The 21,964-nt window shown below is 70.1% G+C and carries 24 protein-coding genes; 15 read left to right on the top strand and 9 right to left on the bottom strand.

The genetic code is table 11. The annotated features are described in order from the left end of the window. Positions 1-33: 33 nt before the first annotated feature. From BQ2383_RS07130 to BQ2383_RS07100, 7 genes are read left to right on the top strand one after another with little or no spacing between them, the layout of a single operon-like run. Positions 34-1,005 (top strand): ABC transporter permease, encoded by a 972-nt coding sequence (locus BQ2383_RS07130; RefSeq protein ID WP_091031746.1) that lies wholly within the window; start codon positions 34-36, stop codon positions 1,003-1,005. Continuing rightward, positions 1,002-1,889 (top strand): ABC transporter permease, encoded by an 888-nt coding sequence (locus tag BQ2383_RS07125; protein ID WP_091031742.1) that lies wholly within the window; start codon positions 1,002-1,004, stop codon positions 1,887-1,889. The genes BQ2383_RS07130 and BQ2383_RS07125 overlap by 4 nt, the downstream gene beginning before the upstream one ends. Next, on the top strand, positions 1,886-2,791 hold the full coding sequence (gene murQ, locus BQ2383_RS07120; protein ID WP_091031739.1) for an N-acetylmuramic acid 6-phosphate etherase: 906 nt from the start codon (positions 1,886-1,888) through the stop codon (positions 2,789-2,791). Before BQ2383_RS07125 ends, murQ begins: the two co-directional genes overlap by 4 nt. Further along, positions 2,791-3,981 carry an anhydro-N-acetylmuramic acid kinase gene (locus tag BQ2383_RS07115; RefSeq protein ID WP_091031735.1) on the top strand — a complete coding sequence of 397 codons (1,191 nt, stop codon included), beginning with the start codon at positions 2,791-2,793 and terminating at the stop codon, positions 3,979-3,981. Before murQ ends, BQ2383_RS07115 begins: the two co-directional genes overlap by 1 nt. Continuing rightward, positions 3,978-4,481, top strand: coding sequence for a GNAT family N-acetyltransferase (locus tag BQ2383_RS19310; protein ID WP_091031729.1), 504 nt, complete (start codon positions 3,978-3,980; stop codon positions 4,479-4,481). Before BQ2383_RS07115 ends, BQ2383_RS19310 begins: the two co-directional genes overlap by 4 nt. Continuing rightward, the gene (locus tag BQ2383_RS07105) at positions 4,478-5,560 is read left to right on the top strand and encodes a serine hydrolase domain-containing protein (RefSeq protein WP_091031726.1); all 1,083 of its coding nucleotides are present in this window, start codon (positions 4,478-4,480) and stop codon (positions 5,558-5,560) included. The genes BQ2383_RS19310 and BQ2383_RS07105 overlap by 4 nt, the downstream gene beginning before the upstream one ends. Beyond that, on the top strand, positions 5,557-7,185 hold the full coding sequence (locus BQ2383_RS07100; RefSeq protein ID WP_091031722.1) for an ABC transporter ATP-binding protein: 1,629 nt from the start codon (positions 5,557-5,559) through the stop codon (positions 7,183-7,185). Before BQ2383_RS07105 ends, BQ2383_RS07100 begins: the two co-directional genes overlap by 4 nt. Before the next feature lie 19 nt (positions 7,186-7,204). Here BQ2383_RS07100 and BQ2383_RS19305 read toward each other — a convergent pair whose 3' ends face one another. Genes BQ2383_RS19305 through BQ2383_RS07075 form a run of 6 tightly spaced genes read right to left on the bottom strand, consistent with a single transcriptional unit; the run spans position 7,205 to position 11,052 of the window. Next, on the bottom strand, positions 7,205-7,372 hold the full coding sequence (locus BQ2383_RS19305) for a hypothetical protein (protein ID WP_167381554.1): 168 nt from the start codon (positions 7,370-7,372) through the stop codon (positions 7,205-7,207). Continuing rightward, positions 7,369-7,947, bottom strand: coding sequence for a YdeI/OmpD-associated family protein (locus BQ2383_RS07095; RefSeq protein WP_091031718.1), 579 nt, complete (start codon positions 7,945-7,947; stop codon positions 7,369-7,371). The genes BQ2383_RS19305 and BQ2383_RS07095 overlap by 4 nt, the downstream gene beginning before the upstream one ends. A gap of 3 nt (positions 7,948-7,950) precedes the next feature. Beyond that, the gene (locus BQ2383_RS07090; RefSeq protein ID WP_029261258.1) at positions 7,951-8,763 is read right to left on the bottom strand and encodes an HAD-IIA family hydrolase; all 813 of its coding nucleotides are present in this window, start codon (positions 8,761-8,763) and stop codon (positions 7,951-7,953) included. 53 nt (positions 8,764-8,816) lie between these two features. Next, positions 8,817-9,449, bottom strand: coding sequence for a metal-dependent transcriptional regulator (locus BQ2383_RS07085; protein WP_091031716.1), 633 nt, complete (start codon positions 9,447-9,449; stop codon positions 8,817-8,819). A gap of 14 nt (positions 9,450-9,463) precedes the next feature. Continuing rightward, a complete protein-coding gene (locus tag BQ2383_RS07080; RefSeq protein WP_091031712.1) occupies positions 9,464-9,763 on the bottom strand; it encodes a hypothetical protein in 300 nt (99 codons plus the stop codon). Between the two features lie 20 nt (positions 9,764-9,783). Continuing rightward, positions 9,784-11,052, bottom strand: coding sequence for an Nramp family divalent metal transporter (locus BQ2383_RS07075; RefSeq protein ID WP_091031707.1), 1,269 nt, complete (start codon positions 11,050-11,052; stop codon positions 9,784-9,786). Positions 11,053-11,147: 95 nt separating this feature from the next. On the opposite strand from BQ2383_RS07075, the gene BQ2383_RS07070 reads away from it, so the two are divergent. Further along, positions 11,148-11,828 (top strand): TrmH family RNA methyltransferase, encoded by a 681-nt coding sequence (locus tag BQ2383_RS07070; protein ID WP_205828683.1) that lies wholly within the window; start codon positions 11,148-11,150, stop codon positions 11,826-11,828. A gap of 68 nt (positions 11,829-11,896) precedes the next feature. Further along, positions 11,897-12,364 (top strand): VOC family protein, encoded by a 468-nt coding sequence (locus tag BQ2383_RS07065; RefSeq protein ID WP_091032286.1) that lies wholly within the window; start codon positions 11,897-11,899, stop codon positions 12,362-12,364. Positions 12,365-12,396: 32 nt separating this feature from the next. On the opposite strand, the gene BQ2383_RS07060 is transcribed toward BQ2383_RS07065, so the two are convergent. After that, positions 12,397-12,675 carry a hypothetical protein gene (locus BQ2383_RS07060; RefSeq protein WP_029261253.1) on the bottom strand — a complete coding sequence of 93 codons (279 nt, stop codon included), beginning with the start codon at positions 12,673-12,675 and terminating at the stop codon, positions 12,397-12,399. 132 nt (positions 12,676-12,807) lie between these two features. Beyond that, a complete protein-coding gene (locus BQ2383_RS07055; RefSeq protein ID WP_091031704.1) occupies positions 12,808-14,130 on the bottom strand; it encodes an MATE family efflux transporter in 1,323 nt (440 codons plus the stop codon). A 93-nt stretch (positions 14,131-14,223) separates the two neighbouring features. Between BQ2383_RS07055 and BQ2383_RS07050 the strand changes: the two genes are divergently transcribed. The 4 genes from BQ2383_RS07050 to BQ2383_RS07035 all read left to right on the top strand — a co-directional run bounded on the left by BQ2383_RS07050 (position 14,224) and on the right by BQ2383_RS07035 (position 18,378). Next, entirely contained in the window at positions 14,224-14,772 is a 549-nt protein-coding gene (locus BQ2383_RS07050) for a DUF1992 domain-containing protein (RefSeq protein ID WP_237682262.1), read from the top strand. 135 nt (positions 14,773-14,907) lie between these two features. After that, entirely contained in the window at positions 14,908-16,872 is a 1,965-nt protein-coding gene (locus tag BQ2383_RS07045) for a M13 family metallopeptidase (protein WP_091031696.1), read from the top strand. A gap of 112 nt (positions 16,873-16,984) precedes the next feature. Beyond that, on the top strand, positions 16,985-17,947 hold the full coding sequence (locus tag BQ2383_RS07040; RefSeq protein ID WP_091031692.1) for a serine hydrolase: 963 nt from the start codon (positions 16,985-16,987) through the stop codon (positions 17,945-17,947). Positions 17,948-17,976: 29 nt separating this feature from the next. Beyond that, the gene (locus BQ2383_RS07035) at positions 17,977-18,378 is read left to right on the top strand and encodes a hypothetical protein (protein ID WP_091031689.1); all 402 of its coding nucleotides are present in this window, start codon (positions 17,977-17,979) and stop codon (positions 18,376-18,378) included. 18 nt (positions 18,379-18,396) lie between these two features. On the opposite strand, the gene BQ2383_RS07030 is transcribed toward BQ2383_RS07035, so the two are convergent. After that, the gene (locus BQ2383_RS07030; RefSeq protein WP_091031687.1) at positions 18,397-19,836 is read right to left on the bottom strand and encodes an MFS transporter; all 1,440 of its coding nucleotides are present in this window, start codon (positions 19,834-19,836) and stop codon (positions 18,397-18,399) included. A 62-nt stretch (positions 19,837-19,898) separates the two neighbouring features. Between BQ2383_RS07030 and BQ2383_RS07025 the strand changes: the two genes are divergently transcribed. After that, the gene (locus BQ2383_RS07025) at positions 19,899-21,224 is read left to right on the top strand and encodes an alpha-hydroxy-acid oxidizing protein (protein WP_091031684.1); all 1,326 of its coding nucleotides are present in this window, start codon (positions 19,899-19,901) and stop codon (positions 21,222-21,224) included. 48 nt (positions 21,225-21,272) lie between these two features. Then, positions 21,273-21,962: a GNAT family N-acetyltransferase gene (locus BQ2383_RS07020; RefSeq protein ID WP_091031681.1), complete on the top strand. Its 690-nt coding sequence runs from the start codon at positions 21,273-21,275 to the stop codon at positions 21,960-21,962. Positions 21,963-21,964: the final 2 nt, after the last annotated feature.

The following is a 21,964-nucleotide window of genomic DNA, read 5'->3' as shown; positions in this document are numbered from 1 at the left end:
TCCCTCCCCGACGACAGGCACCCCCACACGCGCATGTTCAGACAGCTCCTCCGCAACAGCGTGCTGCGACGCATCCTCGCAGCCCTCGGCACGCTCCTCGGCGTCGCCATCTTCGTCTTCCTGATGCTGCGCGCCATCCCCGGCGACCAGATCAGTTCCGGCCTCGGCACCGAGGCAGCCGCCCTCACGCCTTCGCAGCGCGCGGCCCTCGAGGCCTACTACGGCCTGGACCAGCCGCTCTTCGTGCAGTTCTTCTCGTGGCTCGGCAACATCTTCACCGGCAACCTCGGCTTCTCGTCCCGGGCGCAGACCAGCGTCCTCGAGCTCACCGCCGCCGCCCTCCCCGTCACGTTCGAGCTCGCGATCTTCTCGATCGTGATCGCCCTCGCCATCGGCATCCCGCTCGGCATGCTCTCGGCGTCGAAGCCCGACTCGGTCCGCGACGGCTTCGGCCAGGTGGTCGGTCTCGCCGGACTCTCGATCCCCGCGTTCCTGCTCGGCACCGCACTGCTGGCGGTGCTCGCCTCGTCGTTCGGCTTCAACCCCAACGGCCAGGCCTACGCCACGCTCTTCGAGGACCCGCTGCTCAACCTCCAGCAGATGCTGCTGCCGTCGATCGTGCTGGGCTTCGGCATCGCCGCGCCGATCATGCGCACGACCCGCACCGCGGTGCTCGAGATCCGCGCCAACGACTTCATCCGCACCGCGAAGGCGAAGGGCGTCCCGCCGCGCCGCCTACAGGTGCGCCACGTGCTCGGCAATGCGCTCGTCCCCATCGTCACGATGACCGGCCTGCAGTTCGGCTACCTCCTCGGCGGCGCCGTGGTGGTGGAGCAGATCTTCTCGCTCCCCGGCATCGGACGACAGGTGCTGCTCGGCATCCAGCAGAAGGAGTACGCGCTCGTGCAGAGCACCGTCCTCGTGATCGCGCTCGCCTTCGTCATCGTCAACCTGCTCACCGACCTGCTCTACCGGGTCATCGATCCTCGGGTGCGTGCCGCATGACCGACATCTCTCAGACCTCAGCACTCGCCCCCGGCGGTGGGCGCACCGGGGAGCGCGTGCGCCTCCTGCTGCGCAGCCGGAGCGGGCTCACCGGCCTCATCATCGTCGTGCTGCTCGCGGTGCTCAGCCTCGTCTCGGCGTTCGGGCTGCTGCCCTTCGACCCGCTCGCGCAGGATCCGCCCTCGCGCCTGCAGCCGCCGTCGGCCGTGCACTGGTTCGGGACGGACCAGTTCGGTCGCGACGTGTTCTCCCGCGTCGCTGCGGGCGTCGCGAACTCGGCGCTGATCTCGGTCGTCGCGGTCGCCTTCGCCACCGTGGTCGGCACTGTGTGCGGACTCATCGCCGGGTTCTACCGCGGTTTCTCCGACGGCGCGATCACCGCCGTCACCAACGTGCTGTTCGCCTTCCCGCCGCTGCTGCTCGCGCTGTCGCTGGCATCGGTGTTCGAGCGCAACTGGTTCACCATCGCCGTGGCCATCGCGATCGTCTACGTGCCGATCTTCATCCGCGTCACCCGCGGCCCCGTGCTGTCGCTGCGCGAGGTCGAATACGTCAAGGCCGCCAAGAGCACGGGGCAGAGCCGCATGGCGACGATGTTCCGGCACGTGCTGCCGAACATCACGTCGATCATCATCGTGCAGGTCACGCTCTCGCTGTCGTGGGCCGTGCTCACCGAGGCCTCGCTGAGCTTCCTCGGACTCGGCACCCCGCCGCCTGCGCCCTCGCTCGGTTCGATGATCTTCGAGGCGCGCACGCTCGTCACCATCGCCCCGTGGACCATGATCGCGCCCGGAGTCATCGTGGTGCTGCTCGTGGTCGGGCTGAACCTGCTCGGCGACGGCCTGCGCGACAGTCTCGACCCCCGGAACAGAGGAAAGCGATGACCATGGAGGACCTCGGCGGACTCGCCACGGAGGCCAGCGATCCCCGCTACGCGGAGCTCGACCTGATGAGCGTGGCGGAACTCGCGCAGACCATGAACGAGGCGGATGCCACGGTGCCGGCCGCCGTGCAGCGCGCCCTCGGACAGATCGTCCCGGCGATCGAGGCCACGGCCGCACGCATGGCGCAGGGCGGTCGCCTGGTCTACGTCGGCGCCGGAACCCCCGGCCGCATCGGCGTGCTCGACGCCTCGGAGTGCCCGCCCACCTTCAGCACACCGCCGGAGCTGGTGTTCGCGATCATGGCCGGTGGGCCGGGCGCGATCGTGAACCCCGTCGAGGGTGCGGAAGACGACGCGGAGGCGGGCGCTGCGGCCATCGACGCCGCCGGCATCGGCCCGCTCGACACCGTGATCGGCATCGCCTCGAGCGGACGCACGCCGTATGTGATCGCGGCCGTCCGTCGGGCGCGCGAGCTCGGGGCGCTCAGCATCGGCCTGTCGTGCAACGTCGGGACCGCGCTCAGCGCGGCGGCGGAGCACGGCATCGAGGTCGAGGTCGGACCCGAGGTGCTCTCCGGTTCGACCAGGCTCAAGTCGGGTACCGCGCAGAAGCTCGTGCTCAACATGTTCTCGACCATCTCGATGGTGCGCAACGGCAAGGCCTACGGCAACCTGATGGTGGATGTGAAGGCCACGAACCACAAGCTGCGCGAGCGGGCCATCCGGATGGTGCAGACCATCGCGGATGCCGACCGCGACACGGCGGTGGCTGCGCTGGAGACCGCCGCCTACGACGTGAAGCTCGCGTCGATCATGATCCGCCGCGGTGAGGACCTCGCCGCGGCCACCGCACGACTGGGCGCCGCCGACGGACGGCTGCGCACCGCACTGGAGGAGAACTGATGCGCGTCCTCGGACTGATCTCCGGCACCTCGCACGACGGGATCGATGCCGCCGTCGTCGACTTCACGACCAGCGGCGGGTTCACCGCGCACGGTGTGGATCTGCACGGCACGGTGCTCGCGGCGACGAGCGTGCCCTACGCCCCCGAGCTGCGGGCCCGGCTGATCGCTGCCCTGCCGCCCGCCCAGACGACCCTCGCCGAGGTGGCGGAGCTCGACACCCTCATCGGGCAGGCGTTCGCCGATGTCGCGGCCGACATCGCAGCCGAGGTCGGCGGCGTCGACGCGGTGTGCTCGCATGGACAGACCGTCTACCACTGGGTCGACGGCGCGCACGCGCTGGGCACCCTGCAGATCGGGCAGCCGGCCTGGATCGCCGAGAAGGTCGGCGCCCCGGTGGTCTCCGACATCCGCATCCGCGACATCACGGTCGGCGGTCACGGCGCCCCGCTGGTGTCGTTCCTCGACGAGCTGCTGCTGCGCTCGCGCGCCGGTGTCTCCGCAGCCCTGAACCTGGGCGGCATCTCGAACATGACCGTGGTGCGGCCGGTCGGCCTCGTCGCCTACGACATCGGTCCCGCGAACGCGCTGGTCGACGCGGTCATCGTGGAGCACGGCCTCAACCCGCTCGGTTACGACGACGACGCCGCGATCGCCCGCACCGGACAGGTCGACGAGGCGCTGCTGGCCGCTCTGCTCGAAGACCCGTACTACGCCCTCACCCCGCCCAAGAGCACGGGCAAGGAGCACTTCCACCTCGGCTACGTGCACGAGCACCTCGCCGCACAGGGTCGGGAGATCTCCGTCGCCGATGTGGTGCGCACCCTGACGGAGTTGACGGTCCGCACGGTCGCGCGCGACGTGGAGGCCGCCGGCATCGGGTTCCTGGCGGTGTCGGGTGGTGGGTGCCGCAACCCGCTGATCCTCGACGGACTGCGCGCCGCTCTGCCGGCGACCGAGGTCGTGCTCGCCGACGAGCTGGGTGCCGCGGCCGACAGCAAAGAGGCGATCCTCCTCGCGCTCATCGGCTGGTCCACGATGCACGGCGTTCCCGCGATCGTCCCCGGCGGCACCGGTGCGCGGGAGCCGCGCATCCTCGGCACCATCACGCCCGGGGTCGGCCCGCTGCAGATGCCCGAGCCCGTCGCCTCCATCGACTCCCTCGTGCTCACGGAGGCCTCGGCATCGTGAGCCTGCAGGTGCGCCCCGCCACCCCGGACGACCTGTCCGGGGTGCTCGAGGTGTTCCTCGCGTGCTGGCGGGAGAGCTACCGGGGTCTGCTCCCCGACGCGGCGATCGACGCGATGACGGATGAGCGTGCCGAAGCGCTGTGGCGCCGGGTGCTCGCCGATCCGGTGGGCGTCGTGCTCGTCGCCGAGCGCGACGGCGAGATCGTCGGGATCACCCGGTACGCCGCGAGCCCCGGCGCGGGTGGCCGCATCAACGGCGCCGTGCACTCTCTGTACGTCTCGCCTCGTGCTCACGGGGGCGGGATCGGCGGAGCGCTGCTGGCGCAGGCATCCGCGGAGCTGCAGGATGCCGGGGCCGAGGCCGCGACGCTGTGGGTGTTCGCGGCGAACCTGCCGTCGATCGGGTTCTACGAGGCCAAAGGATGGCACCCCGACGGAGCCACCCGCACCCAGCCGGAGTTCGGTGAGCCCGAACAGCGCATGCGCAGGGAGTGGACATGAGTGCCGCCGCAGCGGTCGCCGCCGTCCTCGCCACGGACTCCGCCCCGCGGGGCGCCGTCGCGGGTGTCGTCACCGATGCCGGGCGCGACGTCGCCGCGGGCGGCCTGGCCGACCTGGCCGGAACGCCGATGACGACCGAGACCGCGTTCGACATCGCCTCGGTATCGAAGGTCGCCGCGACCACGACCGCGATCCTGCGACTCGTCAGCCGTGGTGAGCTGGGCTTCGACGATCCGGTCGACCGCTTCGTTCCCGGCACGTCCTGTGCGCCGGGAACGACCGTGCGCCACCTGCTGCAGCATCGCGCGGGTCTGTGGGAGTGGCAGCCGCTCTACCTCGATCACGCGCACGCCGACCCCGCGGCCGCGGCCGACGCGATCCCGCTCCGCTACGGCCTCGACGAGGGCCGTCACTACTCCGACCTGGGATTCCTCCTGCTCGGCCGCATCATCGCCGCCATCGCCGGGCTGCCTCTGGATGCCGCCGTCCGCGAGCTCGTGACCGCACCCCTCGGACTCAGCCGTACCGGATACGGCGCGTTCGCCGCGCCGGTCGCCTCGTCTTCGCTCGGTGACGCCGCCGAACGCCGCATGGTCGCCACCGGTGAGCCCTATCCGATCCTCGCCGCCGACCGCACATTCGCCTGGCGCGAAGACGAGATCACGGGCCGCGTGAACGATGGCAACAGCTTCCACGCCGCCGGTGGCGTCTCCGGTCACGCCGGGCTCTTCAGCACCGCCGACGACCTGCTCACCCTCGGCGCCGCACTCGCCGCTCCCGAGCGGCACCCCGAGCTGTGGCATCCGGATGCCGTGGCCGAGCTGTTCCGCGACGGACCCGATGCCGGGCAGGCGCTGGGCTGGCGCAGCGACACGGTCGCGGTCGGCGGCCGACCGACCCGGATGCTCTGGCACCCGGGCTTCACGGGCTGCGTTCTGGGGTTCGCGCCGGGCACCGGCACCGCCACGGTCCTGCTGAGCAACCGCCTCTTCGCCCCCGAACCCGCGCCGACCGAGGCGCTGTGGTGCACGGCGCTCCCCGCACTTCTAGACGACAACGAAGGAACGAGAACACCATGAGCACCACCGAGCCCGTGCTGAGCATCAGCGGCCTCGCCGTCGCCTTCCGAACCGGTTCCGAACTGGTCACCGCCATCAGCGACATCAGCATCGACGTCGCCGCCGGTGAGACCGTCGCGATCGTGGGGGAGTCCGGGTCGGGCAAGTCGACCACCGCCGCCGCGGTCAACCGTCTGCTGCCCGAGAACGGTGCGATCACGGCTGGCAGCATCCGCTTCGACGGGCGCGAGCTGACCGATCTGCCCGAGAACGCGATGGTCTCCCTGCGCGGTGCCGGGATCGGCCTCGTGCCGCAGGACCCGATGTCGAACCTCAACCCGCTCATGCGCGTGGGTGAGCAGATCGGCGAGGCTCTCGAGGTGCACGGCCACACCCACGGCGATGCCACGAAGGCGCGGGTCGTCGAGCTGCTCGAGATGGTGGGGATCGCGGATGCCGCGCAGCGGGCGCACCAGTACCCGCACGAGTTCTCCGGCGGCATGCGCCAGCGCGTGCTGATCGCGATGGGTCTCGCCTGCAAGCCGCGCCTGCTCATCGCCGACGAGCCCACCTCGGCCCTCGACGTGACCGTGCAGCGGCGCATCCTGGACCAACTCGATGCGCTCACCGATGACCTCGGCACCGCCGTGTTCCTCATCACGCACGACCTCGCCCTCGCTGCCGAGCGCGCCGACCGCATCGTCGTGATGTTCCGCGGTCACATCGTGGAGGAGGGCACATCGGCCGAGGTGCTCGGCAACCCGCAGCACGAGTACACGAAGCAGCTGCTCGCCGCGGCGCCGAGCCTCGCCTCCCGCCGCGATGTGCTGCCGCAGCGCGAGGCCGCCACGGGGACGCCGTTCGTCGAGATCCGCGACCTCCGCAAGGAGTTCGCCCTCCGGTCTCCCAAGGCGGGCGAGCCGCAGACGTTCACCGCGGTCGACGGGGTGAGCTTCGAGATCCGTCGCGGCACGACCGTCTCGATCGTGGGCGAGTCCGGCTCGGGCAAGTCGACCACCGCGAACATGGTGCTCGGCCTCGAGGACGCGACGTCGGGATCGATCCTGTTCGACGGGACAGACCTGACCACGCTCCGCCGCAAAGAGCTGTTCGCGCTGCGCCGCCGCGTGCAGCCGGTGTTCCAGAACCCCTACGCCTCGCTCGACCCCCGTTACACGGTCGAGCAGTCGATCGCCGAGCCGCTGCGCGTGCACCGCATCGGCACCGCGGCCTCCCGTCACGCCCGCGTGCTCGAGCTGCTGGAGCAGGTCGCCCTGCCCGCGGCGATGGCCGAGCGCCTCCCGCATGAGCTGTCCGGTGGGCAGCGCCAGCGCGTGGCGATCGCCCGTGCACTCGCGCTCGAACCCGAACTCGTGGTGCTCGACGAGGCCGTGTCGGCGCTCGACGTGCTGGTGCAGGCGCAGATCCTCGACCTGCTCGCCGACCTGCAGAAGCGCCTGGGCCTGAGCTACCTGTTCATCAGTCACGACCTCGCCGTGGTGCGGATGATCTCCGACGAGGTGCATGTCATGCAGCGCGGCATCGTGGTCGAGAGCGGCACCCCCGAGCGCATCTTCGACGCCCCGCAGCATCCGTACACGCGCGAGCTGCTCGCCGCGATCCCCGGAGCGTCGCTGGCGTCCTGATCAGGGGTGGGATCCGGGGTCAGCGGGACTTGTCGTCCTCGTCCCAGGGGCCTTCCCACCAGCCCGCGCGGCCGTCGTCCGAGCCACCGCGTCCGCGGCGGGAGCGCACGAACTGCACGACGAACACCGCCAGTGAACTGAGCAGGATCAGGAAGACCACCAGGAACAGCACGTCGCTCTGATTCATGGGCGTTTCCCCTCCGCGGCATCCGCCACGATCTTCGCGATGCGGGCCGCCCGGGTCTCGGGGCGCTTGGCCATCGCGATGTGTGTGAGCCCGAACTTCTTGACCGACTTCGGGAAGGCGTCCCAGTGCTCCCGCGCGGCGGGAACCGCATCGAGCGCGGCGGCGAACTCCTCCGGTTCGATCCCGGCCTCCGGGCCGTCGAGCAGGGTCCACGAGCCGTTCGCCTTCGCGACCTCGAGCACGCGGATGCCGGCCGGCGCGAGCATCTCCTCCGCCTCGAGCTCCGCGATCCGCGCCTTGTTCGTCGCGGCCCACCCGCTGCCGGGGCGGCGCGGAGAGAACCACTGTCCGTTGGCGCGGTCGTCGGTTCCCTCATCGAAGACGCGCACCGGGCCGTCGATCCATCCGAAGCACAGCGCCTGCCGCACGGCATCCTCGTAGCCGACGCCCTCCGACGATCCGCGCACGCTCAGCAACCAGACGCCCGCCGCGCGCTCGTGGTTCGCCTCGAGCCAGGCACGCCAGGCCGCGGCGTCCGCCGCCCGGAGTCGTTCACCCTCGTCGAGTGCGCCCATCGGCTACTTCTTGATCTTGACCGTCGTGATCGTCTCGGTGATCCGCGGGAGCAGGTCGGCAACCGACTGCACGATCTCATCCGGGCGGAACGGGTACTTCTCGATCTCGGCCTGGTCGCTGATGCCGGTGAGCACCAGGATCGTGTGCAGACCCGCCTCGATGCCGGCGACGACGTCGGTGTCCATGCGGTCGCCGATCATGCCGGTGCGCTTCGAGTGCGCGCCGATCTTGTTCAGGGCCGAGCGGAACATCATCGGGTTCGGCTTGCCGACCACGTACGGCTCCTTGCCGGTGGCCTTCGTGATGAGCGCGGCGATGGCGCCCGTCGCGGGCAGCGGTCCGTCGGCGCTCGGGCCCGTGGCATCCGGGTTCGTCACGATGAAGCGCGCGCCGCCGATGATGAGGCGGATGGCCTTCGTGATCGCCTCGAACGAGTAGTTGCGCGTCTCCCCGACGACCACGAAATCGGGGTTGGTCTCGGTCATGATGAAACCGGCATCGTGTAGAGCGGTGAGGATGCCGGCCTCGCCGATCACGAAGGCCGAGCCCCCGGGGAGCTGCTGCTTCAGGAAGTCGGCGGTCGCGAGGGCCGAGGTCCAGATGCGCTCCTCGGGCACGTGCAGTCCGCTGGTGCGCAGGCGAGCCGACAGGTCGCGGGCGGTGAAGATCGAGTTGTTCGTCAGCACCAGGTACGGGATGCCCGCGCTCTCCCAACCGGCGAGCAGCTCGGATGCTCCGGGGATGGCGTCGTTCTCATGGACGAGCACGCCGTCCATGTCGGTGAGCCAGCATTCGATGTCGTCACGTTGAGCCATGTGCACAGCCTAGAGGCCACAGGCGACGTGCACCTGACCGTGTTGCGGAGCCGTCAGGCGCTGAGCCAGACCACCTGCGCCGCGCCGTCGGGCAGTGCCGTCTGCGCGCCGTCGATCTCCACCCCGGACACGGTCACGGCGACCGTCGATGCGACCGCCAGGCCCAGCGCCTCGAGCGCTCGCAGCAGCTCGGGGTCGCGGTCGTCGACGCGCAGCACCCGACCCGCGTGTCCGGCCGGCGCATCGGCGAGCAGCACGAACGGCTCACGCTCGATGTGACCGGCGGCGTCGGGGATCGCATCGCCGTGCGGGTCGAAGCGCGGGCGGCCGAGGCGCGCGTCGATGCCCTCCAGCAGCCGGTCGCTGATGGTGTGTTCGAGCACCTCGGCCTCGTCGTGCACCTCGTCCCAGCCGTAGTCGAACTCCTGCACCAGCCAGGTCTCGATCAGGCGGTGCCGGCGCACCATCGCAAGGGCGCGCACGGTCCCGGCATCCGTCAGCCGCACCGCACCGTAGGGCACGTGCGAGACGAGACCCGCGGCGGCGAGCTTCTTCACCATCTCGGTGACCGACGAGGGGGCGATGCCGAGCTTCGCGGCGAGCACCGAAGGAGTGATGGGGGCGTCCTGCCACTCGGTGTGCGCGTAGACGGTCTTCAGATAGTCGTCAGCTGCAGGGGATGCCACCGGACCAGCTTAGGTCAGTTCGTCGCGGCGGCCAGGAGGCTGTACGCGGCCTGACCGGCGAAGAACAGGACCAGGAAGCCGAGGAGGGCGGCGGCCAATGAGAGCCGGCCGTCGAACCCCTCGATCTCGGCGATGCCGATCTTGCGCGCGCGGAACGCCAGCACCAGAGTGGCGACGCCCAGGGCCAGCTGCACCCACGGGCTGCCGGGGCCGATGACCTTCGGGAACGCGATCAGCAGGCCGCCGATCACGCCCGTCGCGAGCCCGATCCACGTGAGGATGCGGACGTTGCGGCGGGCGTTCTCGGCAGACATGCTGTCGAGCCTATCCGGGGTCAGGCGCCCGTCAGGACGAGCCAGAGCAGCGCTCCGTTGAGGGCGATCAGCAGCACGGAGGCGATGATTCCGGCGGCCGTCGTCCAGCGCCGGTTGACCCACGCGCCGAGGGTGCGTTTCTGCGCCGTGAGCACGACCAGCGGGATCAGGGCGAACGGGATGCCGAACGAGAGCACCACTTGGCTGAGCACCAGGGCGAGTGTCGGATCGAAGCCGATGCCGAGGATGATGAGCGCGGGGATCAGCGTGACCAGGCGACGGGCGAGCAGCGGGATGCGCACGTGCAGCAGGCCGTGCATGATCTCGGCTCCCGCGTAGGCGCCCACCGAGGTCGAGGCCAGTCCGGATGCGAGGAGTCCGACGGCGAAGAAGGTTGCGACGACGGGCCCGAGCCCCGCGGCGAGGGCGGCGTGCGCGCCCTCCAGCGAGTCGGTGCCTTCGACGCCGGCGAGGTTCGCGGCGGCGAGCAGCAGGATGCAGAGGTTCACGGAGCCCGCGATCACCATCGCGATCGACACGTCCCAGCGGGTGGCGGTGAGTAGGCGGCGGATGCGCGAGGTCTCGGTGCGCACCGCCTCGTCGCCGGCGTGGGTGGTCGTGGCGCCGAAACGGTCGCGGGCGAGGGAGGAGTGCGCGTAGATCGCGTGCGGCATGATCGTCGCGCCGAGGATGGATGCGGCCAGCAGGACCGAGCCGGTGTCTTCGAAACGGGGGACCATTCCGCCCAGCACCCCGGCAGGGTCCGGCGGAGCGACGAAGACGCCGGCGACGAAGCCGATCGTGATGATGGCCATGAGCCCGATGATCACGAACTCGAACGGGCGGGCCCCGCGGCGGGACTGGACCGTGAGCAGGATCATCGAGACCGCGCCGGTGATCAGTCCGCCCAGGAGCAGCGGCACGTCGAACAGCAGGTTCAGCGCCACCGCGCCGCCGATGACCTCGGCCAGGTCGGTGGCCATGGCGACGAGCTCGGCCTGCAGCCAATACGCGCGGCGAGCCCATGGCCGCTTCAGTCGTGCGCCCAGCACTTCGGGGAGACTCTGCCCGGTGACGACGCCCAGCTTCGCGGAGAGGTACTGGATCAGCCACGCCATGATGTTGCCCGCGAGCACGACCCACACCAGCAGGTAGCCGTACTGGGCCCCCGCGGTCATGTTGCTGGCGACGTTCCCGGGGTCGAGGTACGCGACGCCGGCGACGAGGGCGGGACCGAGCAGCCAGAGGCTGCGCGGAGCCCTGGCCGGGGGCGCGGTCGGGGTCGTCATCGGGAGCGAGGAATTTTTAGGCACACCGAAACCGTAGCGTATTTTTCGGTGGACCTAAATATCTGAGTGGTTCGCCGCGGCGATAGCCTGGCGGGATGGACGACGCCGCTTCGGAACACACGACCGCCGACACTCCGGCGGGCCCGACGCACGGCGGCTCGACTGCCCAGCCCGGCTATGGAGTGGGCCCCTGGCCCGGAGGAGAAGAGGCGTGGCCTGCAGGTGAGCAGTACGACCCCGAACTCCTCGCGGCAGGCGACACCCGCAACGTGATCGACCGCTACCGTTACTGGCGGATGGAGGCGATCGTCGCCGACCTCGACACCCAGCGGCACCCGTTCCACGTCGCCATCGAGAACTGGCAGCACGACATGAACATCGGATCGATCGTGCGCAGCGCCAACGCGTTCCTCGCCGACACCGTGCACATCATCGGTCGCCGGCGCTGGAACAAGCGCGGGGCCATGGTCACCGATCGCTACCAGCACGTCGTGCACCATGAAGACGTCGAGACCTTCGCGGCCTGGGCTGCGACAGAGGGCCTCCCGATCATCGCGGTCGACAACGTCGAGGGCGCCGTGCCCGTGGATCGGGCCGATCTCCCGCAGCGCTGCGTGCTCCTGTTCGGACAGGAGGGACCGGGGCTCTCCGCCGAGGCGCTCGCCGCAGCATCCGCCCACATCGAGATCACCCAGTACGGCTCGACGCGCTCGATCAACGCCAGCGCCGCCGCCGCCGTGATCATGTACGAGTGGTGCCGCAGGTACGCGGGCTGATCGCCGCAGGAGCCCCTCGACAGGCCGTGGCCGCGAGCGTAGCGTGAGTGCCGATCAAGGAGGCCGACATGGCAGTCGTCACACCCATCCGCCCGTTCCTCTGGTTCGTCGACAGGGCGCAGGAGGCGATGGAGTACTACGTCTCGGTGTTCCCGAACTCGTCGATCGACAGCGTGACCTACTATCCGGATGAGAATCTCAGCGAGCACTTCGAGGGCATGACCGGGAAGGTCATCAACGGGGAGTTCACTCTGAACGGGACGCGATTCGGCTGCCTCGACGGGGGACCGGAGTTCACCTTCAACGAGGCCGTCTCTTTCGTGATCGAGTGCGCCGACCAGGAAGAGATCGACCGCTACTGGCAGGCGCTCTCCGCGGTGCCGGAGGCGGAGGCATGCGGCTGGTGCAAAGACCGGTTCGGCGTCAGCTGGCAGGTGGTCCCCGCCGGGCTCGACCTTCTGCAGCAGCGGCCGGAGCAGATCCAGGCGCTGATGCACATGAAGAAGATCGTGATCTCGGAGCTCGAGATCGCTTGAGCTCGCGCTCTCGGTGGCAATGAACGGCGCGGTCAGCCGCGGTCGATGCCGAAGAGGTGGCGGTAGATCGCGTTGACGTCGCGATCCAGATGATCGATGCGCCCGTGGACCGAGCTGATCTCCGTACGCACATGCGCGAATTCGCTCCGCATCTCGGTCCGCACGCTGGCGAACTCGTTGCGGACCTCGGTTCGCACGCTCTCGAACTCGTTCTGCATCGTGCGCAGGAACATCGTCGAGATCAGCGTGATCGTGCCGAACATCCCCGCGGCGAACACGCCGATCAGCGTCCATACCTGTGGTTCCGTCATCCCCAGCATCCCTTCAGTGTCCCCCGATCATCGTCGAGTGCACCAGGGTTTCCGCGCGTAGTATTCCGCGGATTCCGGAGGGTGGGGAGAAGCAGTGATGGAGCGGATCGGTGCAGTGCCGGACGCCCGGCGTCAGACGGTCGCCGCGAGCCAGCGCCCGGATCGCACGCGCCAGCCGAGAGTGCCCAGACGCGCGAGCAGATAGACGCCGAAGAAGGCGACCGCGAGCCACACGAGTCCGGCGGTGCCGCCGACCCCGGTCGCGGCGATGATCCACAGCGCCGGCAGGAACGGCACCAGGTTCAGGCCGCCGGCGATGGCGAGGTAGCGGGCGTCGTTCGCGCCCATGAGCACCCCGTCGAGCACGAAGACGACACCCGCGATCGGCTGGGCGACCGCGAGCACGAGCAGCGCCGGCTGCACGAGGGTGGCGATCTCCGCCGATCCCGTGAACACGATGCCGAGCACGCCGGACAGCGCGGCGATCAGGCCGCCGACGATCACACCGAACCACGCGCCCCAGGCCACGGTGCGTCCGAGCACGCGATGCACCTGCTTCTCGTCTCCGGCGCCGAGCTCCTTGCCGATGAGCGCCTGCGCGGCGATCGCGAGGGCATCGAGCGCGAACGCCGCGGCGGAGAAGATCGTGAACACGATCTGCCACCCGGCCAGCTCTTCGGTGCCGATGCCGGTGGCGATGCCCACGGTCGCGAGCAGGGCGACGCGCAGGCTCACGGTGCGCAGGAACAGCCATCCGCCCGACGTCGCGGTGCTGCGGAGGCCGGCGCCCTGGGCGCGCAGCGAGGCGCTGTGACGGGAGGCCAGGCGGCGGATGACCAATGCGTACGCGGCGACCATGCCCCACTGCGCCGTCACGGTGCCGGCGGCGGAGCCCGCGATGCCCCATCCGAGTCCGTAGATGAAGAGCCAGTTGAGCAGGGCGTTCGCGCCGAAACCGAGCCCCGCGATCCAGAGCGGCGTCATCGTGTCCTGCATGCCGCGCAGCAGCCCGGTCGCGGCGAAGACGATGAGCATCGCCGGCAGGCCCCACATCGAGATCACCAGGTACTCGTTGGCCTGGGCGGCGACTTCCTCGCCGGCTCCGAACAGCGAGACGAGCCACGGTGAGGAGACCGCGCCGACGACGGCGAGCACGGCCCCGAGTCCGAGCGCGAGCCACATTCCGTTGATGCCGACCGACACGGCCTCGCCCGGCTGTCCGGCGCCGAAGCGGCGGGCGACGGCCGGGGTGGTCGAGTAGGCGAGGAACACCATGAGCCCGACGATGGTCTGTAGCACCGCTCCCGCGATGCCGAGGCCGGCGAGCGGGGTGGTGCCGAGGTGTCCGACCAGGGCGGCATCCACGATCAGGAACGCGGGCTCCGCGATCAGTGCGCCGAGGGCGGGGACCGCGAGGCGCAGGATCTCTCGGTTGAGGGAGGGGCGCGCGGTCATCCTCCGAGCCTATGACCTGGCGCCGACCTCGCCCGTCCGTGCCCCGAGAGCCGTCGTAGGGTGGAATGGAATCGGATGCGGCGGAGGTGCATCATGACGGATCCCCGAGAAGCGGCCGCGCGCTATCGCGCGAAGCAGCAGCACGCCGAGAGGGCGGACGACGACGAGGAGTCGGGCGTCCCGCCGGGGGCCGGTGCCGCGGTCGACAGGACCGCCTTCATCGAGACGGCTATCCAGGTGGCGATCCGCCGCGGCGACTTCGACGACCTGCCCGGCGCCGGCAAGCCGCTGGAAGGACTCGGCACGCATCACGATCCGGATTGGTGGATCCGTCGCAAGATCGAGACCGAGAATCTCACCGGGCTCGGCCCGCCCGCCATCCTGCTGCGCACCGAGGATCGGGAGCTGAACGATCAGCTCGATCTGCTCGGACGCGAGTCGGACGTGCGCGACGTGCTCGACGACTTCAACAAGCGCGTGCGCGAGGCGCGTCGCCAGCTCCAAGGCGGCCCTCCCGTCGTGACCGAACCGCGGGATGTCGATGCCGAGGTGGTGGCCTGGGCGGAGCGTCGGGCGGTGAGGCCCGCGGCCGCGCCCACGCCGGAGCCGCGCCGCCGACGCTTCGGTCGGCGACGCCGCTGAAGTCCGCTGCGCTTCCCGCGGTGAAATGCGCCTCGTTCGGCCGGATGCCGCGAGTCTGGCCGAACGAAGCGCGATCGGCCGAAGAGGGTGCAGCGAACCGGCCCGGAGTCCGAGGGGGGTCATAGGCTGGTGCGCATGACTGACGTTCTTCCCGTAGGCCTCGCCCTTGATGAGTTCAGCTCCGACATCCGCCCGCAGGACGACCTCTATCGTCACGTGAACGGCGCCTGGCTCTCGCGCACCGAGATCCCCGGCGACAAGGCGCGCTGGGGTTCGTTCCACCTCCTCGCCGAGCAGGCCGAGAAAGACGTCAGGGCGATCATCGAGGAGTCGCAGGATGCCGAGGAGGGCACGCTCGCTCGCAAGATCGGCGACCTGTTCGCGAGCTTCATGGACACCGAGCGCATCGATGCCGCCGGCCTCTCTCCGCTGACGGAGACCCTCGCGGAGGTCGACGCGATCGACGGAATCCCGGCGTTCCTGCGCACCGTCGGCGCCTACGACCGCGACGGCCGCGCGGCCGTGATCGGCATGTACGTCGACGGCGACCCGGGCGACCCCGAGCGCTACCTGCCCGTGCTCATGCAGGCCGGGCTGTCCCTGCCGGACGAGAGCTACTTCCGGCTCGACACGTTCGCCGACACCAGGGCCGCCTATCGCGCGCACCTCGAGCGGCTGCTCGACCTCGCCGGCGTCCCGGATGCCGGGGCGAACGCCGACCGTGCGATCGCACTCGAGACCGAGCTCGCGGGCCATCACTGGGACAACGTGCGAAGCCGCGACGCCGTGGCGACCTACAACCTCAAGACCTGGGACGAGCTGCAGGAGCTCACGGGCGTCGACCTGACTCCGTGGCGCGAGGCCGTCACACCGTCGAACCCGGCCGCCTTCGACGAGGTCGTCGTCTCGCAGCCCAGCTTCTTCGAGGGACTCGGCTCGCTGCTCACGCCCGAGCGTCTCGACGACTGGAAGGCATGGCTGCGGGCCAAGGTCGTGCACGCCGCGGCCCCGTACCTCACCGACGACCTGGTGCACGAGAACTTCTCGTTCTACGGCACCGAGCTCACCGGCGTGCCGACGATCCGCGAGCGCTGGAAGCGCGGCGTCTCGCTCACCGAGGGTGCTCTCGGCGAGGCGATCGGCAAGGTCTACGTCGAGCGGCACTACCCGCCGACGGCGAAGGCCGCGATGGACGAGCTGGTCGCCCACCTGATCGAGGCATACCGGCAGAGCATCACCGAGCTCGAGTGGATGACGGCCGAGACCCGGGAGCGCGCGCTCGCCAAGCTCGACTCCTTCACCCCCAAGATCGGCCACCCCGAGGTGTGGCGCGACTACTCGAGCCTCGAGATCGACCGTGCCGACCTGTTCGGCAACGTTCGTCGGGCGTCGATCTTCGAGCACGACCGGCACGTCGACAAGGTCGGCAAGCCGATCGACCGCCTCGAGTGGCACATGCCGCCGCAGATGGTCAATGCGTACTACAACCCGTCGATGAACGAGATCGTGTTCCCCGCCGCCATCCTGCAGTATCCGTTCTTCGACGCGAGCCGTGACGCCGCCGCGAACTACGGCGGGATCGGCGCGGTCATCGGGCACGAGATCGGTCACGGCTTCGACGATCAGGGCAGCCGCTACGACGGCGACGGCCGCCTGCAGGACTGGTGGACCGACGCCGACCGTGCGGCCTTCGAGGAGCGCACCAAGGCGCTCATCGCGCAGTACGACGCGCTCGTCCCCGAAGGGCTCGACGCCGAGCACCATGTCAACGGCGCCCTCACGATCGGTGAGAACATCGGCGACCTCGGCGGCCTCGGCATCGCGCTCAAGGCCTACGAGCTCTCGCTCGGCGGCGCGGAGGCCCCGGTCATCGACGGGTACACGGGCGTGCAGCGCCTGCTGCTCTCGTGGGCGCAGGTGTGGCAGCAGAAGAGCCGCGACGCCGAGACGCTGCGGCTGCTGACCATCGACCCGCACTCGCCGAACGAGTTCCGCTGCAACCAGATCGTGCGCAACATCGACGCGTTCTACGAGGCGTTCGGCGTGGGCCAGGACGACGCCCTGTGGCTCCCCGAGGCGTCGCGTGTGACCATCTGGTGACCAATCGTCTGACTCTGTGATGCATCCCCCGGCGGTGGGGTTACGATAGCCCTGCCGCTGGGGAGTGCCTCCCCGTGGTATCCCGCAAATCCCCCCCTCGTAAGGATCACGCGTGGGCGCTCTCGAGCCTGGTGAAGGGTTCCGCAACTCCTCGGCCCCCGAGTCCCTCGGCGGTGCGCCGGAGTCTTCTGCGGGCCGTCGCTCGCAGCGGACCAGCCGCCGCCTCCCGCGTCGCGCCGCGCTCGGGCGCCGCTCCTTCACGGCCACCCTGCGTTCGCTCGAGGGACTGGTCGATTCCGGCGCTCAGGTGTCGGTGCACGTCGTCGACCTCGACAATCACGTGCACGTGCTGGCCGGCGACGATCACGTGACCATGCCCGTCGCGGGGCTCGGGGTGGTGCCGCTGCTGATCGAAGTGGCCGCCGGATTCCAGAGCGGGGCCCTCGATCCGTTCGAGATCATCGAGCGCGAGAGCGTCGACGCCGTCGAAAGCTCCGGTCTGTGGCGGCATCTGCACGCCCCGGCGCTGCCGCTCGAGGATCTCGCCGTTCTGGCCGCGACGGCCGGCGATCCGATCGCCGTGAATGCCCTGCTGCAGAAGGTCGGTCACGACCGGGTACGCGAACGCATCGAGTCGCTCGGACTGCGCCGCACCGCCCTGCTCGACCGCTTCCGCGACCGCCGGGGGCCCGACGACGCGCCGCAGGTCGCCGTGGGGTCCGCCCGCGAACTCGCCGGTCTCTTCTCCGCTCTCGTGAACTCGCAGGTCGTCGACGCCGCGGTCAGCGCGCAGGTGTCGGAGTGGCTGAGCCTGAACCAGGACCTGAGTCTGGTCGCGGCATCCACTGGCCTCGACCCCTTCGCGCACGACCATGACGCGCACGGACTGCTGTTCGTGAACAAGACCGGCCGCGACCGCGGGGTTCGCGCCGAGGCGGGTGTGCTCGCCGGTCCGCGCGCCGGCGTCGCCTACTCGCTCATCGTCTGCTTCGACGACCTGTCGATCACGCACCGGCTGCGCGCGCATGACGCCTTCCGGGTGCTCGGCGTCGAACTCATGGAGTACACGCACTGAGATCACGGTCCCCTCGCTAGCATCGAGGGATGCCCCGACCTGACTGGACGCCGCACCGCCGTGACGACGGCGAGCTGCTCGGGTGGATCCATCCGGAGGGCGACGACTGGGTCGCGGTCGACGTGCTGGGTCGACCGGCATCCGATCCGACCGAATGGCTCGATGCCGAGACCGCGCTGGAGGAGCACGGCATCGCGTGGCTCGCCGACCCGTGGATGCTCGAGGGGGAAGCAGACCGCCCGCTGCGGGTGCGCATCCTCGAGGTGACGCCGGACGAGGAGAGCGTGCCCGGTCGGATCGTCGTGAAGATCGACGACTTCGGGGACATGACCCGTCCGGCGACTGCGCAGTTCACCCTGGCCTGGCCGATCCCGGACCGGCTGCGCCCGCCGCGGGACGGTGATCCGGACCCGCGCACGATCTCCCGCTGACCTGAGAGAGGGCAGAGCTCAGCCGGGCAGCGACGGATGCTGCTCGGAGCTGCGCTGCTTCGGGATGAAGAGCGACAGCACGACCGCGATGATGCCGGCGGCGATCGCGAGCCAGAAGCACACCTCGAACGCGGCGCGGGTCGGCACGGCGACACCATCGACCTCGACACTCATCGCGGCGAGGATGCCGCCCATCACGGCCGAGGCGCTGGAAGTGCCGACCGAGCGGAACAGCGCGTTCAGTCCGTTCGAAGCGCCGGTCTCGTTGGCGGGAACCGAGCGCATGATGATCATCGGCATCGCAGCGAACGTGAACCCGATGCCCACCCCGATCAGCAGGTTCGCGACGAGGACGTGCCACACCTCGCTCGACCACAGCAGGACGAACACGTAGGCGAGCACGATCGCGGTGGCGCCGACCGTGAACAGTGGGCGCGGCCCCACGGTGCGCTCCAGCCAGCCGGAGAGCGGCGAGATCACCATCATCACGAGGCCGGCAGGCATGATCACGAGCGATGCGGCGACCATGTCGAGACCGAAGCCCCCGCCGATCGACGGAGCCTCGAGCATCTGCGGGAACGTCACGTTCGACGCGAACAGCGCGAAGCCCATGCCGATCGCGGCGATGTTCGTGAACAGCACGGCGGGGCGCGCCGCCACCCGCAGGTCGAGCAGCGGGTCCTTCGTGCGCAACTGGTACCAGCCCCACACCAGCAGCACCACGAGTCCGCCGATGATGCAGACCAGGGTGAGCGGTGAGGTCCAACCCCACTGCGCACCTCGGGAGACGAAGAGCAGGATGCCGGTGAGACCGATGGCGAGCCCGATGGCGCCGAGCACGTCGAGTCGCCCGGGGGAGCGGAGCACATCCTCGGGGATCACGGCCAGTACGAGCGCCAGGCCGACGACCCCAAGGGCTGCCGCGAGCCAGAACAGCATGTGCCAGTCGGCGTTCTGCGCGAGAAGGGCAGCCACCGGCATGCCGATCGCGCCGCCGACGCCCATGGTCGCGCTCATCAGGGCGACCGCGGTGCCGAGCCGCTCGGGCGGCAGCACGTCGCGCATGATCGCGATGCCGAGGGGAACGACGCCCGTCACGGCGCCCTGAAGCGCGCGCCCGATGATCACGCCGATGATCGAGCCGGAGACCGCGGCGATCACCGAGCCGAGGATCAGGATCGCGAGCAGCGCGATCACCACCCGGCGCTTGCCGTACATGTCGCCCAGCCGGCCCGAGATCGGAGTGGCGACGGCGGCGACGAGCAGCGTGATCGTGACGACCCAGGTCGTGTCCTCGCGGGAGGCGTTCAGCAGCTGCGGCAGCTCGGCCTGCAACGGCACGACGAGCGTGAACATGAACGACGAGCAGAGTCCGGCGAAGGCGAGGACCGCGACGATCGCCCATTTCGGCGGGGTGCGGGAGAGGCGCTTCCTGGCCCTGTCGTCGTTCGCACCCACCGGCCCAGGCTATCGGCGATCCCACGGTGCAGGGTCGCCGGGCGCCTGACTAGCATGTGGTCATGGTCACGAGCAGCGTCGCTCCGGACGATCCCGCCGCCCACCGCGGCATCTCCCGGCGCACCCAGTCCGACATCTACCGTGCCGGCATCAGCGGGACGAGACCCGCGGTGCCGATCGACGCCGTGGCGCTGAAGGCGGCCGCCCGCAAGGCACTGAGTGCCGAGGCGTTCGCCTACATCGCTGGTGGTGCGGGGTCCGAGCGCACCATGACGGCCAACCGCCGCGCATTCGACCGCTGGCAGGTGTGGCCGCGCCCGCTGCGCGACGTCTCGACCCGCGACCTCGGCGTGGAGTTCCTCGGCAAGCGCAGGCCGACCCCGCTGCTGCTCGCCCCGCTCGGAGTGATGGAGATGGCGCACGCGGATGCGGATCTCGCCGTGGCCCGCGCGGCGGCATCCCCCGGCGTCCCGTACACGCTGTCGAACCAGGCGTCGTTCCCGATGGAGCAGGTGGCGGATGCCGCACCCGACGGCTCTCGCTTGTTCCAGCTCTACTGGTCGGCGTCCGACGACCTCAACCGCTCGCTGCTCGCCCGCGCCGAGGCATCCGGGTGCGAGGCGATCGTCATCACGCTCGACACCCATCTGCTCGGCTGGCGCACGCGGGATCTCGATCTCGCGTACCTGCCGTTCACGCGGGGGATGGGCATCGCGCAGTACACGAGCGACCCGGTGTTCCAGCAGCTGGTGCGGGAGCGTGTCGCAGCGCCGAAGGGCGATGCGCCCGGTGTCAAGGTCACGCCGAAAGCGGTCGCCGCCGCCCTCACGATCGCGCGCAAGGGTGCGCCGCTCACGGGCGGGGGGTCGCTGCGTGACAACCTGCGCTCGCCGCTGCCTCGGGCCGCGGTCGAGACCTTCCTCGACGTGTTCTCCACCCCGGCACTCACCTGGAGCGACCTGGCGAAGGCGCGGGAGTGGACGACCCTGCCGATCATCCTGAAGGGCATCGTGCATCCCGACGATGCCCAGGCCGCGCTGGATGCCGGCGTCGACGGCATCTGGATCTCGAACCACGGCGGCCGCCAGATCGACCGGTCGGTGCCGACGCTCGACGTGCTGCCCGAGATCGCCGAGCGCGTCGCGGGTCGCGTGCCGATCGTCTTCGACTCCGGCGTGCGTGGTGGTGCGGATGCCGTGATCGCCCTGGCTCTCGGAGCCACGGTCGTGGCGCTCGGGCGTCCGTACGCCTACGGCCTCGGTATCGCCGGGGAGGCCGGCGTGCGCGAGGTCGTGCGCAACGTGCTCGCCGAGGTCGACATCACGCTCGGTCTCGCGGGGCTGACGTCCGTGTCGCAGCTCGATCGCGACGCGCTGCGCCAGATCTGATCGCGGTCGCGTTTCCCCGAACGGGCCGAGGAGGGGCAGACTGGGTCCGTGCGAACCATCCGCGATCTCGACACCGTTGAACTCATCCTCGACGCCCAGGGCCTGCTCGACTCCATCCGGGGTCCGCAGCGCGTGGTGGATGCCGGCACCCTGCGCGCCCTGCAGCAATCGGGCAACTACGTCGTCGGCTTCTTCGACGGCGAGGGCGACGACGAGCGCATGGTCGGCGCCTCCATCGCCTTCTTCGGCGAGCCCGCCCGACGTGCGATGCACTCGCACATCACCGCGCTGCTGCCGGAGTACCGCGGGCGCGGCTGGGGTCGCGAACTCAAGGAGCACCAGCGTCAGTGGGCGTTCTCACGCGACGTCGGGCGCATCACCTGGGTGTTCGACCCGCTCGTGGCGCGCAACGCGCACTTCTTCTTCTCGGTGCTGGGCGCCCGCGCCACCGGCTACTCCGTGAACCGCTACGGCATCTTCGGTGGCGGCGACGCGGGTGACGAGAGCGACCGCCTGGACGTCGAGTGGGCGCTCGCCGACATCGCGAAGCCCCCGGCCGACGATGCGGTCGTCGAGACCCTCGAGATCCCGGCCGACATCGAGGCGATGCGTGTCTCCGACCCGGAAGCCGCTCACGAGTGGCGTCTGCGTCTGCGCGCACAGATGGAGGGCCTGCTCGGCAGCGGCCTGACCATCGCCGGCTACGACAACGCGCGCGGCTACCTCTTCACTGCGTGACC

Origin of the sequence: Microbacterium oxydans (assembly GCF_900095745.1) — a bacterium.
Lineage (GTDB): Bacteria > Actinomycetota > Actinomycetes > Actinomycetales > Microbacteriaceae > Microbacterium > Microbacterium oxydans_B.
This window is presented reverse-complemented; position numbering and strand designations above follow the sequence as displayed.

Bases quoted from the DNA above. Each gene is read 5' to 3' on its own strand.
- BQ2383_RS07130 (WP_091031746.1), top strand. From the start codon at position 34: ATGTTCAGACAGCTCCTCCGCAACAGCGTGCTGCGACGCATCCTCGCA.
- BQ2383_RS07125 (WP_091031742.1), top strand. From the start codon at position 1,002: ATGACCGACATCTCTCAGACCTCAGCACTCGCCCCCGGCGGTGGGCGC.
- murQ (WP_091031739.1), top strand. From the start codon at position 1,886: ATGACCATGGAGGACCTCGGCGGACTCGCCACGGAGGCCAGCGATCCC.
- BQ2383_RS07115 (WP_091031735.1), top strand. From the start codon at position 2,791: ATGCGCGTCCTCGGACTGATCTCCGGCACCTCGCACGACGGGATCGAT.
- BQ2383_RS07105 (WP_091031726.1), top strand. From the start codon at position 4,478: ATGAGTGCCGCCGCAGCGGTCGCCGCCGTCCTCGCCACGGACTCCGCC.
- BQ2383_RS07100 (WP_091031722.1), top strand. From the start codon at position 5,557: ATGAGCACCACCGAGCCCGTGCTGAGCATCAGCGGCCTCGCCGTCGCC.
- BQ2383_RS19305 (WP_167381554.1), bottom strand. From the start codon at position 7,372: ATGAATCAGAGCGACGTGCTGTTCCTGGTGGTCTTCCTGATCCTGCTC.
- BQ2383_RS07095 (WP_091031718.1), bottom strand. From the start codon at position 7,947: ATGGGCGCACTCGACGAGGGTGAACGACTCCGGGCGGCGGACGCCGCG.
- BQ2383_RS07090 (WP_029261258.1), bottom strand. From the start codon at position 8,763: ATGGCTCAACGTGACGACATCGAATGCTGGCTCACCGACATGGACGGC.
- BQ2383_RS07080 (WP_091031712.1), bottom strand. From the start codon at position 9,763: ATGTCTGCCGAGAACGCCCGCCGCAACGTCCGCATCCTCACGTGGATC.
- BQ2383_RS07075 (WP_091031707.1), bottom strand. From the start codon at position 11,052: ATGACGACCCCGACCGCGCCCCCGGCCAGGGCTCCGCGCAGCCTCTGG.
- BQ2383_RS07070 (WP_205828683.1), top strand. From the start codon at position 11,148: ATGGACGACGCCGCTTCGGAACACACGACCGCCGACACTCCGGCGGGC.
- BQ2383_RS07065 (WP_091032286.1), top strand. From the start codon at position 11,897: ATGGCAGTCGTCACACCCATCCGCCCGTTCCTCTGGTTCGTCGACAGG.
- BQ2383_RS07060 (WP_029261253.1), bottom strand. From the start codon at position 12,675: ATGACGGAACCACAGGTATGGACGCTGATCGGCGTGTTCGCCGCGGGG.
- BQ2383_RS07055 (WP_091031704.1), bottom strand. From the start codon at position 14,130: ATGACCGCGCGCCCCTCCCTCAACCGAGAGATCCTGCGCCTCGCGGTC.
- BQ2383_RS07050 (WP_237682262.1), top strand. From the start codon at position 14,224: ATGACGGATCCCCGAGAAGCGGCCGCGCGCTATCGCGCGAAGCAGCAG.
- BQ2383_RS07045 (WP_091031696.1), top strand. From the start codon at position 14,908: ATGACTGACGTTCTTCCCGTAGGCCTCGCCCTTGATGAGTTCAGCTCC.
- BQ2383_RS07035 (WP_091031689.1), top strand. From the start codon at position 17,977: ATGCCCCGACCTGACTGGACGCCGCACCGCCGTGACGACGGCGAGCTG.
- BQ2383_RS07025 (WP_091031684.1), top strand. From the start codon at position 19,899: ATGGTCACGAGCAGCGTCGCTCCGGACGATCCCGCCGCCCACCGCGGC.